At 60.5% G+C, this 14,411-nt stretch carries 17 protein-coding genes; 8 read left to right on the forward strand and 9 right to left on the reverse strand.

The features are described from left to right. Window positions 1-3 precede the first annotated feature (3 nt). From V8J63_RS02980 to prlC, 3 genes are all read right to left on the reverse strand, one after another. Window positions 4-2,028 (reverse strand): M3 family metallopeptidase, encoded by a 2,025-nt coding sequence (locus V8J63_RS02980; protein WP_130903245.1) that lies wholly within the window; start codon window positions 2,026-2,028, stop codon window positions 4-6. Window positions 2,029-2,141: 113 nt separating this feature from the next. Continuing rightward, window positions 2,142-2,432: a YheV family putative zinc ribbon protein gene (locus tag V8J63_RS02985; protein WP_016772316.1), complete on the reverse strand. Its 291-nt coding sequence runs from the start codon at window positions 2,430-2,432 to the stop codon at window positions 2,142-2,144. Beyond that, complete coding sequence (gene prlC / locus V8J63_RS02990; RefSeq protein ID WP_130903246.1) at window positions 2,429-4,480, reverse strand: oligopeptidase A; 2,052 nt, start codon at window positions 4,478-4,480, stop codon at window positions 2,429-2,431. Before prlC ends, V8J63_RS02985 begins: the two co-directional genes overlap by 4 nt. 89 nt (window positions 4,481-4,569) lie before the next feature. On the opposite strand from prlC, the gene V8J63_RS02995 reads away from it, so the two are divergent. After that, window positions 4,570-5,115 (forward strand): gamma carbonic anhydrase family protein, encoded by a 546-nt coding sequence (locus V8J63_RS02995; protein ID WP_016772314.1) that lies wholly within the window; start codon window positions 4,570-4,572, stop codon window positions 5,113-5,115. A 27-nt stretch (window positions 5,116-5,142) separates the two neighbouring features. Then, on the forward strand, window positions 5,143-5,793 hold the full coding sequence (locus V8J63_RS03000; RefSeq protein WP_016772313.1) for an HAD family hydrolase: 651 nt from the start codon (window positions 5,143-5,145) through the stop codon (window positions 5,791-5,793). A gap of 98 nt (window positions 5,794-5,891) precedes the next feature. On the opposite strand, the gene V8J63_RS03005 is transcribed toward V8J63_RS03000, so the two are convergent. Next, a complete protein-coding gene (locus tag V8J63_RS03005; protein WP_130903247.1) occupies window positions 5,892-6,983 on the reverse strand; it encodes an aminopeptidase in 1,092 nt (363 codons plus the stop codon). Between the two features lie 58 nt (window positions 6,984-7,041). Between V8J63_RS03005 and V8J63_RS03010 the strand changes: the two genes are divergently transcribed. Continuing rightward, a complete protein-coding gene (locus V8J63_RS03010; protein ID WP_016772311.1) occupies window positions 7,042-7,464 on the forward strand; it encodes a PA0061/PA0062 family lipoprotein in 423 nt (140 codons plus the stop codon). A gap of 39 nt (window positions 7,465-7,503) precedes the next feature. After that, the gene (locus tag V8J63_RS03015) at window positions 7,504-7,923 is read left to right on the forward strand and encodes a PA0061/PA0062 family lipoprotein (protein ID WP_016772310.1); all 420 of its coding nucleotides are present in this window, start codon (window positions 7,504-7,506) and stop codon (window positions 7,921-7,923) included. A gap of 7 nt (window positions 7,924-7,930) precedes the next feature. Here the strand turns inward: V8J63_RS03015 and V8J63_RS03020 are convergent, their stop codons facing one another. Together V8J63_RS03020 and V8J63_RS03025 are read right to left on the reverse strand one after the other, a co-directional pair. Further along, a complete protein-coding gene (locus V8J63_RS03020; RefSeq protein WP_125927293.1) occupies window positions 7,931-8,170 on the reverse strand; it encodes a DUF1161 domain-containing protein in 240 nt (79 codons plus the stop codon). Window positions 8,171-8,409: 239 nt separating this feature from the next. Continuing rightward, window positions 8,410-8,841 (reverse strand): OsmC family protein, encoded by a 432-nt coding sequence (locus tag V8J63_RS03025; RefSeq protein WP_016772308.1) that lies wholly within the window; start codon window positions 8,839-8,841, stop codon window positions 8,410-8,412. Between the two features lie 240 nt (window positions 8,842-9,081). On the opposite strand from V8J63_RS03025, the gene V8J63_RS03030 reads away from it, so the two are divergent. Continuing rightward, a complete protein-coding gene (locus V8J63_RS03030) occupies window positions 9,082-10,083 on the forward strand; it encodes an LLM class flavin-dependent oxidoreductase (RefSeq protein WP_336463542.1) in 1,002 nt (333 codons plus the stop codon). Window positions 10,084-10,255: 172 nt separating this feature from the next. Here V8J63_RS03030 and V8J63_RS03035 read toward each other — a convergent pair whose 3' ends face one another. Both V8J63_RS03035 and V8J63_RS03040 read right to left on the reverse strand, forming a co-directional pair. Further along, on the reverse strand, window positions 10,256-10,480 hold the full coding sequence (locus tag V8J63_RS03035) for a DUF1161 domain-containing protein (protein ID WP_130903248.1): 225 nt from the start codon (window positions 10,478-10,480) through the stop codon (window positions 10,256-10,258). 129 nt (window positions 10,481-10,609) lie between these two features. Further along, the gene (locus tag V8J63_RS03040) at window positions 10,610-10,825 is read right to left on the reverse strand and encodes a dodecin (protein ID WP_016772305.1); all 216 of its coding nucleotides are present in this window, start codon (window positions 10,823-10,825) and stop codon (window positions 10,610-10,612) included. A gap of 166 nt (window positions 10,826-10,991) precedes the next feature. Between V8J63_RS03040 and V8J63_RS03045 the strand changes: the two genes are divergently transcribed. Then, window positions 10,992-11,318, forward strand: coding sequence for a DUF883 family protein (locus V8J63_RS03045; protein WP_039757078.1), 327 nt, complete (start codon window positions 10,992-10,994; stop codon window positions 11,316-11,318). Here V8J63_RS03045 and V8J63_RS03050 read toward each other — a convergent pair. After that, window positions 11,291-12,208, reverse strand: coding sequence for a LysR family transcriptional regulator (locus V8J63_RS03050; RefSeq protein WP_122751344.1), 918 nt, complete (start codon window positions 12,206-12,208; stop codon window positions 11,291-11,293). The genes V8J63_RS03045 and V8J63_RS03050 overlap by 28 nt on opposite strands. A gap of 113 nt (window positions 12,209-12,321) precedes the next feature. Here V8J63_RS03050 and trpB point away from each other — a divergent pair, with 113 nt between their 5' ends. Further along, the gene (gene trpB, locus V8J63_RS03055; protein ID WP_016772302.1) at window positions 12,322-13,554 is read left to right on the forward strand and encodes a tryptophan synthase subunit beta; all 1,233 of its coding nucleotides are present in this window, start codon (window positions 12,322-12,324) and stop codon (window positions 13,552-13,554) included. Then, entirely contained in the window at window positions 13,554-14,363 is an 810-nt protein-coding gene (gene trpA / locus V8J63_RS03060; RefSeq protein ID WP_024015029.1) for a tryptophan synthase subunit alpha, read from the forward strand. Before trpB ends, trpA begins: the two co-directional genes overlap by 1 nt. Window positions 14,364-14,411 lie beyond the last annotated feature (48 nt).

Consider the following 14,411-nt stretch of genomic DNA (forward strand, 5'->3'; position numbering starts at 1 on the left):
AGCTCAATCGGCTGGCGCAGGAAACAGCGCGCTGTCGATCGGTTTACCCAAGAACGCTTGCAGCGCGGCGGGGAGTGACTGTCTGTCTCCCGACAGCAGGTGTTTGCGCAGGTCCCGGCCCGTCTGTTCATTGAACAGACCTTCACGTTCGAAGCGTTTGAATGCCTCGCTCGCCAGCACACCCGACCATTTGTAGGCGTAAAGCGAAGCCTCGTAACCGGTGACCAGATAATCGCAGCTGTTGGCGAAGCGGCAGTAGGCTGGAATATGCAGGCCCGGGAATGCGCTTTGCACATCCGCCATCACTTGTTGAACAGTGCGACCGTCGCCGTGACTGCAATGCAGTTCGAAGTCGAACAGCGCGCTCAGCAGCAGCATCGCCGTCTCTCGGCTGCGCTGGATGTCGGTGGTGGAAAACGCGGCGTCCGCCTGTGTTTCCGACAGGCGCTCACCGCTCTGATGATGCGTACCCAGCCAGCGCAGGAATTGCCCGGATAGCGCCCATTTCTCGAACAGCTGCCCGACAAACTCGGCAGCGTCGCGGCTCAGATGCGAAATGCCGGACAGGTTGTAGTGCGGCGAACGTGTCAGCACGTGATGCAGGCAATGGCCGAATTCGTGCAGCAGCACGCGCAGATCCTGATGTGCCAGCAGATTCAGCCCGTCGGCGGCGGCCGTGTAATTGCATTGAAGCGAGGCTATCGGCAGTGATGGCCGGCCTTCCGCATTGATCCGTCGGTTGCGCAGTACACCTGTCCAGGCGTAGTCGGCGCCAGCGGCGCGGTGGAACGGGTCGATGTAGATGAAGCCGACCGCTTGCTCATGCTCGCTGACTTCGAACAGGCGCACGTTTTCGTTGAAAGTCTCCAGGCGAATGTTTTCGCTGATCCTGATGCCGAACATGTGCTCACTGAAGCGGCACAGGCTCTGCAGTATGGCGTCCAGCGGAAAAAACAGGCGCAGGTCCTGCTCCTCGCCGCCCAACTGTTTCAAGCGCAATTGCTCGGCGAGGAAGTCGTGATCCCACGCTTCTATCTGATCAATACCGTACTGGCGTGCAGAGGCTTGCAGGTCATCGGTTTCGCGCGCAAGCGCCGCTGCGTTGAGGGCGATCTGCTGCTGCAGAAAACGGCGGACCTGGTCAGTATCCACGGCCATGCGGTCGAGCAGTCGCAGTTGAGCGAAATTGTCGAAACCCAACAGACGGGCTTTGGCATGACGCGCCGCCAGCAGCTTGTGCAGCACCGGTCCGTTGTCGAAGCGGCCGGCGTATGGCCCCTGATCCGAAGCGCGGGTGCACCAGGCTTTGAAACACTCTTCACGTAAACCGCGGTGCCGCGCCCGCTTCATGACCTGATCGTAAGTGTTCTGATCGAGTGTCAGCCGCCACCCGGACAGCCCGGCATTCTTGGCATTGGCGGCCAGATGCGCCTGCGTTTCGGCCGGCAGTCCTGCCAACAGCGCTGCATCGTCGATGTCCTTGCTCCATGCAGCGTTGACCGATCTGAGATTGCTCATGAAGCGCTTTTCCAGCAGATCGATTTCGCCGTTCAATCGCGTCAGATCCGTGCGCTGCGCACTCGACAATTCGCTGCCGGCCAGGTGAAACCTGCGCAGGATTTTCGCCAGCGAGGCTTTGCGTGCATCACTGAAGCTGGCGGCTATGGAGCTCTGTGCCAATCGTTGATAAACCTGGAGCAACTGTCGATTGCCGGCCTTCGCAGCCTTGTAATGCTGTGCAGCGTGGGTGCTGAGCGCTTCCTGCGCCAACCACTCGGGATCATCGGCATGTCTGACCGAAAGGAATTCGATAATCGCCATGGTTTCATTCAGGCGTGCATCGGCTTCATCAATGGCAATGACCACGTCGTCCCAGTTGGGATGATCGACTTGAGTGGCGATGACGTTTTCAATAACCAGCAGGTTGTCGGCAACGATGCGCTCGACTGCCGGCAGCAGATGTTCGGCGCGTATCGCCGACCAGGGCGGCAACTGCCATTGTTGCAGGAGTGGGTTGGTGTCAGGCATGGCGTCTTCCGTGAGAGAGGGCTGGATTGACCAGCCTAATCACGAAGCGCGGGGGCGAGGTGGTAGATAGTTACCGCCACCTGACGACGATCATCGGCAGGTGGCGGTAGTTGTCACTGTTGCTCGTCGGGCTTTTTCTTCAACTTGGGGTTGGGGAAGAACTGCACGGCCTGGACCTTTTTGTCGGCGGCAGGCTTCAGCGCACTGGTATTGACCCGCGTGCCCAGTTCTTTGGGCACCGACAGGCCCTGCTCGTTGAGGGTGTCGGAGTAGCCGCAAGCCACGCATTCGCGGTGCGGCACGCCGTCTTCGTTCCACATCATCAACTTGTCCGGCTCGCTGCACGCCGGGCAGACCGCCCCGGCGATAAAGCGCTTCTTGGTGATCACAGGGCCGTCGCTCATGCTGCCGCGTCCTCACTCAGGCCGCTGTGGCGCAACAGCGCGTCGATCGACGGCTCACGGCCACGGAAGTCGACGAACAGCACCATCGGTGCCTGCGAGCCGCCGCGCGCCAGAATCGCCTCGCGGAACGCCCGACCGGTTTCAGCGTTAAGCACGCCGTCTTCCTCGAATTTCGAAAAGGCATCGGCGGACAGCACTTCAGCCCACTTGTAGCTGTAGTAACCCGCTGCGTAACCGCCGGCGAAAATGTGCGCAAAGCTGTTGGGGAAGCGGTTGTAAGCCGGTGGACGCATCACCGACACTTCGTCACGCACGCCCTCGAGCACTTGCGCCACGCTGCGGCCATCGCCGTGGGTGGCGTGCAGTTCGAAGTCGAACAGCGAAAATTCCAGCTGACGCACCATCATCAGCCCGGACTGGAAATTCTTCGCCGCGAGCATTTTTTCCAGCAGGTCCTGCGGCAGTGGCTCGCCGGTCTCGTAGTGGCCGGAGATCAGCGCGAGGCCTTCCGGCTCCCAGCACCAGTTTTCCATGAACTGGCTCGGCAGCTCGACTGCGTCCCAGGCCACGCCATTGATGCCGGATACGCCAGCGTGTTCGACGCGGGTCAGCAGGTGATGCAGGCCGTGGCCGAACTCGTGGAACAGGGTGGTCACTTCATCATGGGTCAGCAGCGCAGGCTTGCCGCTGTCGGCCGGGGTGAAGTTGCACACCAGATTGGCGACTGGGCTTTGCAGCACACCGTCGACGGTGCGACGACGGTCGCGGGCGCCGTCCATCCATGCGCCGCCACGCTTGTTGGCGCGGGCATACAGGTCGAAGAAGAAGCGGCCGACGTGCTGGCCGTTTTCCTTGATCTCGAACAGGCGGACGTCCGGATGCCAGGTGTCGAAGCCTTTCTGCTCGGCGATCTCGATGCCGTACAAACGCTGGACGATGGCGAACAGGCCGCTGAGGACTTTGTCGATCGGGAAGTAGGCTCGCAGGGTTTCCTGAGCGACGCTGTAACGCTGCTCGCGGAGTTTTTCGCCGTAGAAACCACTGTCCCAGCTTTGCAGGTCGGCGCAGCCCTGTTCGGCGGCGTAAGCGCGCAGCTGTTGCAGATCCTGCGCGGCGAACGGCTTGCTGCGTTGGGCCAGATCGCGCAGGAAGCTCAGCACCTGATCGCTGGATTCGGCCATTTTCGTCGCCAGGCTCAGCTCGGCGAAACTGGCGAAGCCCAGCAATCGGGCCACTTCCTGACGCAGTTCGAGGATTTCTTCCATCACCGGACCGTTGTCGTTCTGGCCAGCATTCGGGCCTTGGTCCGAGGCACGGGTGCAGTAGGCGGCGTAGACTTCTTCGCGCAGTGCGCGGTCCTGCGCATAGGTCATCACGGCGTAGTAGCTGGGGAATTCCAGGGTGATCAGCCAGCCGTCGAGGCCTTTGGCCTGGGCTGCGGCAGCCATCTGCGCCTTGGCCGAATCGGTCAGACCGGCGAGGGCGGCTTCGTCGGTGATGTGCTTGGTCCACGCCTGGGTGGCGTCGAGTAGTTGGTTGGAGAAGCGGCTGCCCAGCTCTGACAGTTTGCTCTGCACTTCGGCGTAACGTTTCTGCTCGGCTTCCGGCAGATCGATACCCGACAGACGGAAATCGCGCAGGGCGTGTTCCAGGATGGTTTTTTGCGCGACGTCAAAATTGGCAGCTTCCGGACTGTTGGCCAACGCTTCATACGCCTGGAACAGTTCGCGGTTCTGGCCCATCTCGGTGGAGTAGGCGCTCAGGGCCGGCAGGCACGACTCGTAGGCTTCACGCAGTTCGGCGCTGTTGCACACGGCGTTAAGATGGCTGACCGGGCTCCACGCCGCACCGAGACGATCATTGAGTTCGTCCATCGCCAGCACCAGACCGGCCCAGGTCGGGTTCTTGCCCTGGGTCTTGAGAATTTCGGCGATGGCGGCGCGGTTGTCCGCGAGGATGGTTTCGATGGCGGGCAGGACGTGTTCGGCACGGATCGTGGAGAACGGCGGCAGGTCGTAGGACTGCAAAAGAGGGTTGTTCACGCTCACGGTTGGCACCTTGGCTGGAAGAAACATGCGCCCATCTTAATTACAATCGACACTCACCGCAGCTATCGGCGACAGAGAGAGAACTAATCGTGTCCCTTCGCAAATACCAGAATCACACCCCCCGCCTGAGCAACGGCGCATTCGTCGACGGTTCGGCGGTGGTGATCGGCGACGTCGAAATTGGCGCAGACAGCTCGGTCTGGCCGCTGACGGTGATCCGTGGCGACATGCACCGCATCCGCATCGGTGCGCGCACCAGCGTGCAGGACGGCTGTGTGCTGCACATCACCCACGCCGGCCCGTTCAACCCGGACGGCTTTCCATTGCTGATCGGGGACGACGTGACCATCGCCCACAAGGTCATGCTGCACGGCTGCACCGTGGGCAGCCGCGTATTGATCGGCATGGGCAGCATCGTCATGGACGGTGCCGTGGTGGAAGACGATGTGATCATCGGCGCCGGCAGCCTGGTGCCGCCGGGCAAGCGCCTGCAGAGTGGCTTTCTGTATGTCGGCAGCCCGGTCAAGCAAGTGCGCCCGCTGACCGACAAGGAAAACGCCTTCTTCACCTACAGCGCGGCGAATTACGTCAAGCTCAAGGACCTGCATCTGGCCGAAGGCTACGACCAGCTCTGAATCGCCTACACCTGCTCGGGAATTTCCATGCATTACCAGACCGTACTGTTCGACCTCGATGGCACCCTGACCGACCCGCGTGAGGGCATCACCCGCTCAATTCAATTTGCCTTGGCCAATCTCGGCATCGACGAACCGGACCTGAGCAAACTGGAACACTTCATCGGCCCGCCGCTGCTGCAAGCGTTCATGCAGTTCTACGACTTCGACGAGGCCAGGGCCTGGGAAGCGGTGAATTTCTATCGCGAGCGCTTCAAGGTCACCGGCCTCTATGAGAATCGGGTGTTCGACGGGGTCACGCCGTTGCTGGAAACCTTGAGCGGGCAGGGGCGGCAGTTGTACATCGCCACCTCCAAACCGTGGGTGTTCGCCCGCGAGATCGCCCGGCACTTCGACTTCGCCCGCCACTTCAAAGTGATCTACGGCAGCGAACTGGACGGCACGCGGACCAACAAGGTTGAGCTGATTGCGCACTTGCTTGAGGAAGAACGCCTGGACCCCGCGCAGACCCTGATGATCGGCGATCGCAAGCACGACCTGATCGGCGCGCGCAGCAATGGCCTGGATGCAGCGGCGGTGGGCTATGGGTTCGGCAGTTTTGAAGAACTGAATGCCGAGGCGCCGGCTTATCACTTTGAAACTTTGGACGAGTTGCATCAGGCGTTTTTGCAGCGCTGAGCAGATGGCTATCGCTGGCAAGCCAGCTCCCACAGGTTAGCGATTCTTCAGGCTCACCGCTGTCCCTGTGGGAGCTGGCTTGCCAGCGATGAGGCCCGTCAGCCGCTGGAGGACTCAGGAACTGCCAAGGCCCTCAAAGCCGCCTTACGCTCATCAACCGGCAACCGTCCCAACCGCTCAACCTCGGCATAAAACCTCAGCCAATCCCCATCCATTTGCCTGAACAGCGCCGCAAACGCCGGCACCCACTGGTCATACAGCCCGAACGGCAACAACCGCGCGTTGTTCAGTGGCGCATTGACCCAAGCGTCATAGCGTTTGTCCCCGGCCCACTGACTGTCGCGCATGACCCGATACTCCCGGCGCAAGCGCTCGAATTCAGCTGCTTTGCGCTCACGCATCTGCTCAACCGACAGCGGCTGCGCATACAGCGTCTCCAGCCGTGAGCGCGTGTCGAGTACCAGACCGATGAACTGGTCACGCTGCTTGAGCCTGGCATCCGACTCCGCCGGCAGCCCGCGGAACGCGCGCCATTGCCGCGTGCCTTCCTGCTCGACGAAGGTGGCGAAAGACTCGTTGAATTCAGTGTCGTCCTTCACATAGAACTTCTGGTGCGCCAGTTCATGAAAGATCAGCGTGGCCAGTCGTTCGTCGCCCCAGCCCATCATCGAATTGAGGATCGGGTCATTGAACCAGCCGAGCGTCGAGTACGCCTCGACCCCGCCGATCGACACGTCCATGCCCTGCAAGCGCTGAAGCGCCGCTTCGCCACGGGCGGCGCTCTGGCTGTAGTAGCCGCGATAGGCCACGCAGCCGGCAATCGGGAAGCAGTGATTCTGCGGCGTCAGGGAAAACTCTGCGGTGGCGAACACGTTCCACACCACGAACGGCCGGCCGATGTCGGCGTACAGACGATAGCTTTGGTTGTCCGGCAGATGCAGGTGCTCGCTGGCGAACATGCGGGCCTTTTGTGATTGAGCCAGATGCGCGCGCAATTTGGCATCGCGGCTGGGGTCGGCAATGACTTTTTCGACCGGCTCCCGTGCGCGCAGCAATTGCAGTTGGCCGCTGGCCAACTGGCTGTAATAGCTGACGCTGGTGCAACCGTTGAGCAACAAAAACAACACACCCGGAAACAAAATCGGAAAAACGCGATCAAGTAACCCAAGGCTGGAAAACGGCCTGATCAAAATAAGAAATTCCCCGGAAAGTCTGCCCCAAGACTATCCCGCCTCAAGGAGCACCGCTATGCGCATGTTGATGCTGACAGGAGGCCTGCTGACGCTGGCCGGTTGTGCCGGATTCGGAATGCCCGACCCCGACCCTTCGCAAGCCTGGATCGATCTTGACGCTCGCCAACACGACACGGCGCTGCAAGCCGTACAAGTCGATGCCACACAGGCTGTCGACAAACGTTATTTCGAAGTGCAGCCCGGCAGCCATGAGCTGAAGGTGCGCTATCAATTCCCGGTCGAGGCCACCAACATCGGCCCGACTGCCGAACCGCTGTGGCGCGATTGCCAGTTGAGCGTGAAATTCAAGGACTTCAACGCCGGCCAGCGCTATCAGCTGCAGGCGGGCAGCATCGGCTTCCGGCCTTGGGCCAAGCTTTATGACGAACAGCGCAAGGTTGTCGGCCAGGGCACACCGGCGGGCTGTCAGAGCAGTTGATCGGCGCTATGCTGCAAATCCCGTCAAAGGATATCGATCATGCGCAAGTTGACGACATTGCTGGCCGCCAGTGTGCTCGCCGGTTGTCAGAGCCCGTTGCCGGCGGCCGATCCAGACAAAGCCTGGGTCGACTTCGCCATGCCTACCCCCGGCGGCAAAGTGCTGATGGCCGAGCGCCTGGATAAACAGCGCTTGCGCGACGGACGCTTTTTTCAGGTGACGCCCGGTAGTCATGAGCTCACCGTGCGCTTTGACTTCGAAGTCTTCGGGGGTGGTCAGGGCATGGATACCGATCCGCAAGAGCGGCTGTGTTACATGACCGTGCCCTATGAACACTTCGAGGCCGGGCAGCGTTACCGCCTTGAAGCCCGATCGCTGGCCTTTACGCCAAGTGCACGCTTGATCAATCGTCAGGGGCAGATCGTTGCCAACGAGCGGCAGATCAATTGCGTGCCGTGATAGGCAATCAGCTATCGTTTCTCTGATAGATGATCCGCTTGGTACCGTTCTCGCAAGTGCCGACGATCATGGCTGAGTCGTGCTGCTTCGCCTCTTCCGCCGTGATGATTTCAAGGGTGTACGTTGGGATCGCCTTCGCCTGGATCTTGATCTCGATCTCCTTTCTAAGCTCCTCGCATTTTTTGGGGGCTGCGATAGCGGACGTGGCCAGTGCACTGCAAAGGATCGCCAAGCCAATACGTTTCATCGATGAAGCTCCTTGAGGCAGCGCGCACGGGTGTGCGCTGAAGCTGCTGTCGATTATTCGACCACAATTCTGCAGAGCGGGTTCTGACTTTGCTCACACCTTGTATTAATTGCCGGCCGCTGAGCAGGTTTCGAGACTGCTTTCGCGAGCAAGCTCGCACACACTGGATCTGCGACGTGCACAAATCCCCCGTGGGAGCGAGCCCTGCTCGCGAAGGCGGCAGCCCGGCAAACGCCGAATCAGCTGACCAGCGAAGCCTCAAGGGTGATCTTCGCATTCAGCACCTTGGAAACCGGGCACCCTTCCTTGGCCTTGTTGCTCAGCTCTTCAAACTGCTGCTGAGTTGCGCCCGGGATTTTCGCCTTGAGAATCAGCTTCACCGCAGTGATCGCGAAGCCGCCGTCAACCTGATCGAGGGTGACTTCGGCGTTGGTGTCGATGCTGTCTGCCTTCAGGCCGGCATCGCCGAGAATCATCGAAAACGCCATGGAGAAGCAGCCGGCGTGGGCCGCGCCGATCAGTTCTTCCGGGTTGGTGCCTTTGCCGCCTTCAAAGCGCGCCTTGAAGCCGTACGGCGCTTCGCGCAGTACGCCGGTTTCGGTGGAGATCGAGCCGAGACCGGTTTTCAGATCGCCTTCCCAATGCGCCGATGCCTTTTTCACGATAGCCATGTCTGCCTCCTCAAATATGGCGCGGAACGCCGCGCCGTCGCGGTTTTTACTAGCAAGGCTTCTGAGGATAGACGGCGGAACAAAGTTCAGCCTGGCTGAATCGTTGACTTTTTTAGTAGGAAATTTCGTCGCTGCTATTGAATCTCGGGTATATGCCCTCATTCCATAAAACACGCTTATGGATTTGGCAGGTTTTCGTTCGCAAGAAAAACCTGCCTCCCCACCCGGAGATGCAGGTTAATGAAAAAACTGTCCGACGTTAAATTTTCCACCCTCGACCTGGTGCCGGTGCGCGAAAACGGCAGCGCGGGGCAATCGCTGCGCAACTCGCTGGACCTGGCGCAGCATGCCGAGAAATTCGGCTACACGCGCTTCTGGGTCGCCGAACACCACAACATGGACGGCATCGCCAGTTCGGCCACTTCGGTGTTGCTCGGCTATCTGGCCGGAGGCACGTCGACGATCCGCGTCGGTTCCGGCGGGGTGATGCTGCCCAACCATGCGCCGCTGGTGATTGCCGAGCAGTTCGGCACCCTCGAGAGCCTGTACCCGGGACGCATCGACTTGGGTCTGGGCCGCGCGCCCGGCTCTGACCAGATGACCGCCCGCGCCTTGCGCCGTGAGCGCTCGGGCAGCGCTGAAGACTTCCCTGAAGACGTTGCCGAACTGATGCGCTACCTCGGCCCGCGCACCCCGGAGCAACGCGTGATCGCCATGCCCGGCACCGGCACCAACGTGCCGATCTGGCTGCTCGGCTCAAGTCTGTTCAGTGCGCAATTGGCGGGTGAGCGCGGCTTGCCTTACGCCTTCGCCTCGCACTTCGCGCCGCGCTTCATGCACGAGGCGATCCGCATCTACCGCAATCACTTCAAACCGTCGGCGGTGCTCGACAAGCCGTACGTGATGCTCGGCGTGCCGCTGGTGGCAGCGGATACCGATGAGCAAGCCGATTACCTGGCGACGTCGGTGTACCAGCGCATTCTTGCGTTGATGCGTGGCCAGAGCCTGGTGCAGCGTCCGCCGGTGAAAACCATGGACGGTCTGTGGCTGCCCCATGAACGTGAGGCGGTGGGCGATTTTCTCGGCCTCGCCATGGTCGGCGGCCCGCAGAAGATCCGCGCCAAGCTTGAGGTGTTGATCGAGCAGACCCAGGCGGACGAGCTGATTTTCACCTCAGACCTGTACGAGCATGCCGATCGCGTGCATTCCTACGAGCTGCTGGCGCAGGTGATGAAGGGCTAAGATTCACCACACATACCTTGTGGGAGCGAGCTTGCTCGCGAAGACGGAGTGTCAGGCACTCGATATGTTGACTGACCCACCGGTTTCGCGAGCAAGCTCGCTCCCACATCGGGCACATGGAGCCCACAAAAAAGCCGACGCATCCACGTCGGCTTTTGTATTTCAGGCGCAATCAACCGCGTTTGTAGACGATTTCCTTGCTGCCGCCTTCGCAGGTGCCAACCACTTTGGCGTCAGCCGCCGCACCCTTGTCGACAACCTCCAGCGAATAACCGGAAACGCCTTTGGCGTCGAGCTTCGCGGCGATTTCGCTTTTCAGCTCGTCACATGGCTTGCCGGCTGCAAACGCACCACCCGCAAGGCTCAACAAACCTACTGCCAACATGAACTTCTTCATCGGTCGCACTCCCTGGTCGGATTGAAAGAGGCGGGCATCGAGTCATCCACCCGATGCGCTCACCTTGTAGCGCTTTGCCATTCCCTATGGCACTCGGCCAGCGCGCAAGTTCAGAAGACTAGCTCAAACTCAGCTGGCGGCAATCTTGAAGCCGACTTTCAGCGTGACCTGAAAGTGCGCTACCTGGCCATTTTCGATGTGGCCACGGGTTTCGGTCACTTCAAACCATTCCAGATTGCGCAGGGTTTTGTTCGCCTCGGCCAGTGCATTGTTGATGGCGTCTTCGATGCTGGTAGTGGACGAGCCGACCAGCTCGACTTTCTTGTAGGTGTGATGATCACTCATGGCGTTCTCCTTGGGTTGGAATGGCGTGTGAAATTGAGCCTAGCAGGCAATTGCACTGATGAATTCGGCGCCGCTGCGCTGCCGAAGTTCAGAATTTCTGCACTTTCTGGACATGCTGAAGTCCCAACCAACACACGCCACTCATCACCAATGCAGGAGAGCCACCATGGCCAACACCTCTTTACGTAAAGCCTCGTTGCAAAGCATGGAAGCCGAGATCGAGAGTCTGCTCAAATCGTTGGAAAGCTTGAAAGACGATGCTTCGGACGAGTCGCGCAAGACCCTCAAGGCGCTGAAAAGCAACGCCGAAAGTGCGCTGAAACATTCCCGTCATCTGCTCAGCGACGCGTACGAAGAAGTCAAAGTGAAAACCCGCGAGACCGGCATTGCCACTCGTGACTACGCGCAGGAACACCCATGGACCACAGCCGGCGTGGCTGTCGGTGCAATCGGTCTGCTCGCCGCCTACTTTTTGTTCAAGCGCGGTGAGTGATCAGGCTGGCGCAGCTCGTTCTTGAGCCATTGCGCCAGTTGCCGGGCGCGTCCATCTGCGGCGCGCTTGGGTAGCCACAACGCCAGTTGCGCCGGGGTTTCGCAGAAGCCCCACGGCGCAACCAGGCGACCCGCCTTCAGATCTTCGGTTACCAGCGGCTCCGGCGCGATTGCCACGCCGAGACCTGCAACAGCCGCCTCCAGCAAATAATACAAATGCTCAAACCCTTGCCCGAGCTTCAACGCCTTGGGATCGAGGTGGTTTTGCTGCGCCCAGCTGGGCCAGGCTTGTGGGCGAGAGGTGGTGTGCAGCAAGGGCTCATCAAAAAGATCTGCGGCCACAGCGGTGTGCAGCTTCTGATAACCGCTATACAACGGGCTCATTACGGGGCCGATGCGTTCCGCCGCCAGTTCATAGACCTGCATATCGGCCGGCCACGGTGGTTCGGCGAACAGCAACAACGCATCAAGGCCCGGGCGCCGGGGATCGAGATCGCCTTCACCGGCCGACAGGTGCAGACGCAGATCCGGCAAATCGGCATTCAGCCGCCCCAGGCGCGGAATAAACCAGCGCGCCAGCAGGCTCCCGGAACAACCCAGCACGAACGGCGCATCCGCTGTGCTTTGCGTCAGTTCGGCGCAAACACTGCGCAACCGATCGAACGCCTCAGCGCTGGCATCGCGCAGACGCGCTCCGGCATCTGTGAGTTTCAAGCCGCGTCCGTCCTTGACGAACAGGCTCACCCCTAGATGTTCTTCAAGCACCTTGAGCTGGCGGCTGACCGCGCCGTGGGTGACGTGCAGCTGTTCGGCTGCCTGACTAACGCTGTTCAGACGAGCGGTGGCCTCGAAGGCGCGCAAGGCATTCAGCGGGGGAAGGTCATGGCTCATGGTATCTGTGAGTTTTCCTGACAGGTTGCGGCGATCTTATCGGTTTTCAGCCTGGAAAGTCAGGGGTAGAGTGATCGTCATTGTCTTCTGACCGAATTCACCTGGAGCGACCCATGACCCAGACTTCGAACACCTCTGATCTGCGTAACGGCCCTGACGCCAACGGCCTGTTCGGTGCGTTCGGTGGCCGTTATGTAGCGGAAACCCTGATGCCGTTGATCCTCGACCTCGCTCGCGAATACGAAGCGGCCAAGGAAGATCCGGCATTCAAGGAAGAATTGGCCTACTTCCAGCGTGATTATGTCGGACGTCCGAGCCCGCTGTATTTCGCCGAACGCCTGACCGAGTTCTGCGGCGGCGCGAAGATCTACCTCAAGCGTGAAGAGCTGAACCACACCGGCGCGCACAAGATCAACAACTGCATCGGCCAGATTCTGCTGGCACGGCGCATGGGCAAGAAGCGCATCATTGCCGAAACCGGCGCCGGCATGCACGGCGTGGCTACTGCCACCGTTGCTGCGCGTTTCGGGCTGGACTGCGTGATCTACATGGGCACCACTGACATCGAACGTCAGCAGGCCAACGTCTTCCGCATGAAGCTGCTCGGCGCTGAAGTCATCCCGGTCGTGGCTGGCACCGGCACCCTCAAAGACGCGATGAACGAAGCCCTGCGTGACTGGGTGACCAACGTCGACAACACCTTCTACCTGATCGGCACCGTAGCCGGCCCACACCCGTATCCAGCAATGGTCCGCGACTTCCAGGCCGTTATCGGTAAGGAAACCCGCGATCAGCTGCAGGCTCAGGAAGGTCGTCTGCCGGACAGTCTGGTGGCGTGCATCGGTGGCGGTTCCAACGCCATGGGCCTGTTCCACCCGTTCCTCGACGACAAGAGCGTGGAGATCATCGGCGTCGAAGCCGCCGGTTACGGCATCGAAACCGGCAAGCACGCGGCCAGCCTGAACGGCGGGGTGCCGGGCGTGCTGCACGGTAACCGCACCTTCCTGCTGCAGGACGACGATGGGCAGATCATCGACGCTCACTCGATTTCCGCTGGCCTCGACTATCCGGGCATCGGCCCTGAACACGCCTGGTTGCATGACATCGGCCGCGTCCAGTACACCTCGGTAACCGATGACGAAGCTCTTGAAGCGTTCCACAAATGCTGCCGCCTGGAAGGGATCATTCCTGCCCTGGAAAGCGCCCACGCTCTGGCCGAAGTGTTCAAGCGCGCACCGAAGCTGCCGAAGGATCACCTGATGGTGGTCAACCTCTCGGGCCGTGGTGACAAGGACATGCAAACCGTGATGCACCATATGCAACAGTCGCAGCAGGAGAAACACTGATGAGCCGCCTGCAAACCCGCTTTGCCGACCTCAAGCAACAGAACCGCGCCGCGCTGGTGACCTTTGTCACTGCAGGTGATCCTGACTACGACACTTCGCTGGCAATCCTCAAAGGCCTGCCTGCCGCAGGTGCCGATGTGATCGAGCTGGGCATGCCGTTCACCGATCCGATGGCCGATGGCCCGGCGATCCAGCTGGCCAATATCCGCGCACTGGGCGCCAAACAGAATCTGGCGAAAACCCTGCAAATGGTTCGCGAGTTCCGTGAAGGCAACAGCGACACGCCGCTAGTGTTGATGGGCTACTTCAACCCGATTCACAAATTCGGCGTCGAGCGTTTCATCGCCGAAGCCAAAGAGGCTGGCGTTGACGGCCTGATCGTGGTCGACATGCCACCAGAGCACAACGAAGAGCTGTGCGACCCGGCGCAGGCTGCTGGCCTGGACTTCATCCGCCTGACCACGCCGACCACCGACGACGCACGTCTGCCGCGTGTGCTCAACGGCAGTTCCGGTTTTGTCTACTACGTGTCGGTCGCGGGTGTCACCGGCGCAGGTGCAGCGACTCTGGAACATGTGGAAGAGGCGGTTGCACGTCTGCGTCGGCATACCGACCTGCCGATCAGCATTGGCTTCGGTATCCGTACACCGGAGCAGGCCGCGGCCATCGCGCGTCTGGCTGACGGTGTGGTGGTGGGCTCGGCGTTGATCGATCACATCGCCAGTGCCGATACGCCTGAGCAGGCCATCGATGGCGTGTTGAGCCTGTGTTCGGCGCTGTCCCAAGGCGTGCGCAAGGCTCGCGTCTAAAGCCGCAGGGGAAAACTAAAAGGCTTCAGAACAGGCGTTCTGAAGCCT

The organism is Pseudomonas sp. CCNWLW23 (genome assembly GCF_037095675.1).
In the GTDB taxonomy this organism is placed as follows: domain Bacteria; phylum Pseudomonadota; class Gammaproteobacteria; order Pseudomonadales; family Pseudomonadaceae; genus Aquipseudomonas; species Aquipseudomonas atacamensis.

Excerpts from the sequence above, each read along its gene's own strand:
- V8J63_RS03030 (WP_336463542.1), top strand. The coding sequence starts at position 9,082 with ATGAAAAAACTGTCCGACGTTAAATTTTCCACCCTCGACCTGGTGCCG.
- V8J63_RS03020 (WP_125927293.1), bottom strand. The coding sequence starts at position 8,170 with ATGAAACGTATTGGCTTGGCGATCCTTTGCAGTGCACTGGCCACGTCC.
- V8J63_RS02985 (WP_016772316.1), bottom strand. The coding sequence starts at position 2,432 with ATGAGCGACGGCCCTGTGATCACCAAGAAGCGCTTTATCGCCGGGGCG.
- V8J63_RS03025 (WP_016772308.1), bottom strand. The coding sequence starts at position 8,841 with ATGGCTATCGTGAAAAAGGCATCGGCGCATTGGGAAGGCGATCTGAAA.
- V8J63_RS03050 (WP_122751344.1), bottom strand. The coding sequence starts at position 12,208 with ATGAGCCATGACCTTCCCCCGCTGAATGCCTTGCGCGCCTTCGAGGCC.
- V8J63_RS03000 (WP_016772313.1), top strand. The coding sequence starts at position 5,143 with ATGCATTACCAGACCGTACTGTTCGACCTCGATGGCACCCTGACCGAC.
- V8J63_RS03045 (WP_039757078.1), top strand. The coding sequence starts at position 10,992 with ATGGCCAACACCTCTTTACGTAAAGCCTCGTTGCAAAGCATGGAAGCC.
- V8J63_RS03010 (WP_016772311.1), top strand. The coding sequence starts at position 7,042 with ATGCGCATGTTGATGCTGACAGGAGGCCTGCTGACGCTGGCCGGTTGT.
- trpA (WP_024015029.1), top strand. The coding sequence starts at position 13,554 with ATGAGCCGCCTGCAAACCCGCTTTGCCGACCTCAAGCAACAGAACCGC.
- trpB (WP_016772302.1), top strand. The coding sequence starts at position 12,322 with ATGACCCAGACTTCGAACACCTCTGATCTGCGTAACGGCCCTGACGCC.
- V8J63_RS02980 (WP_130903245.1), bottom strand. The coding sequence starts at position 2,028 with ATGCCTGACACCAACCCACTCCTGCAACAATGGCAGTTGCCGCCCTGG.
- V8J63_RS03035 (WP_130903248.1), bottom strand. The coding sequence starts at position 10,480 with ATGAAGAAGTTCATGTTGGCAGTAGGTTTGTTGAGCCTTGCGGGTGGT.
- V8J63_RS03040 (WP_016772305.1), bottom strand. The coding sequence starts at position 10,825 with ATGAGTGATCATCACACCTACAAGAAAGTCGAGCTGGTCGGCTCGTCC.
- V8J63_RS03015 (WP_016772310.1), top strand. The coding sequence starts at position 7,504 with ATGCGCAAGTTGACGACATTGCTGGCCGCCAGTGTGCTCGCCGGTTGT.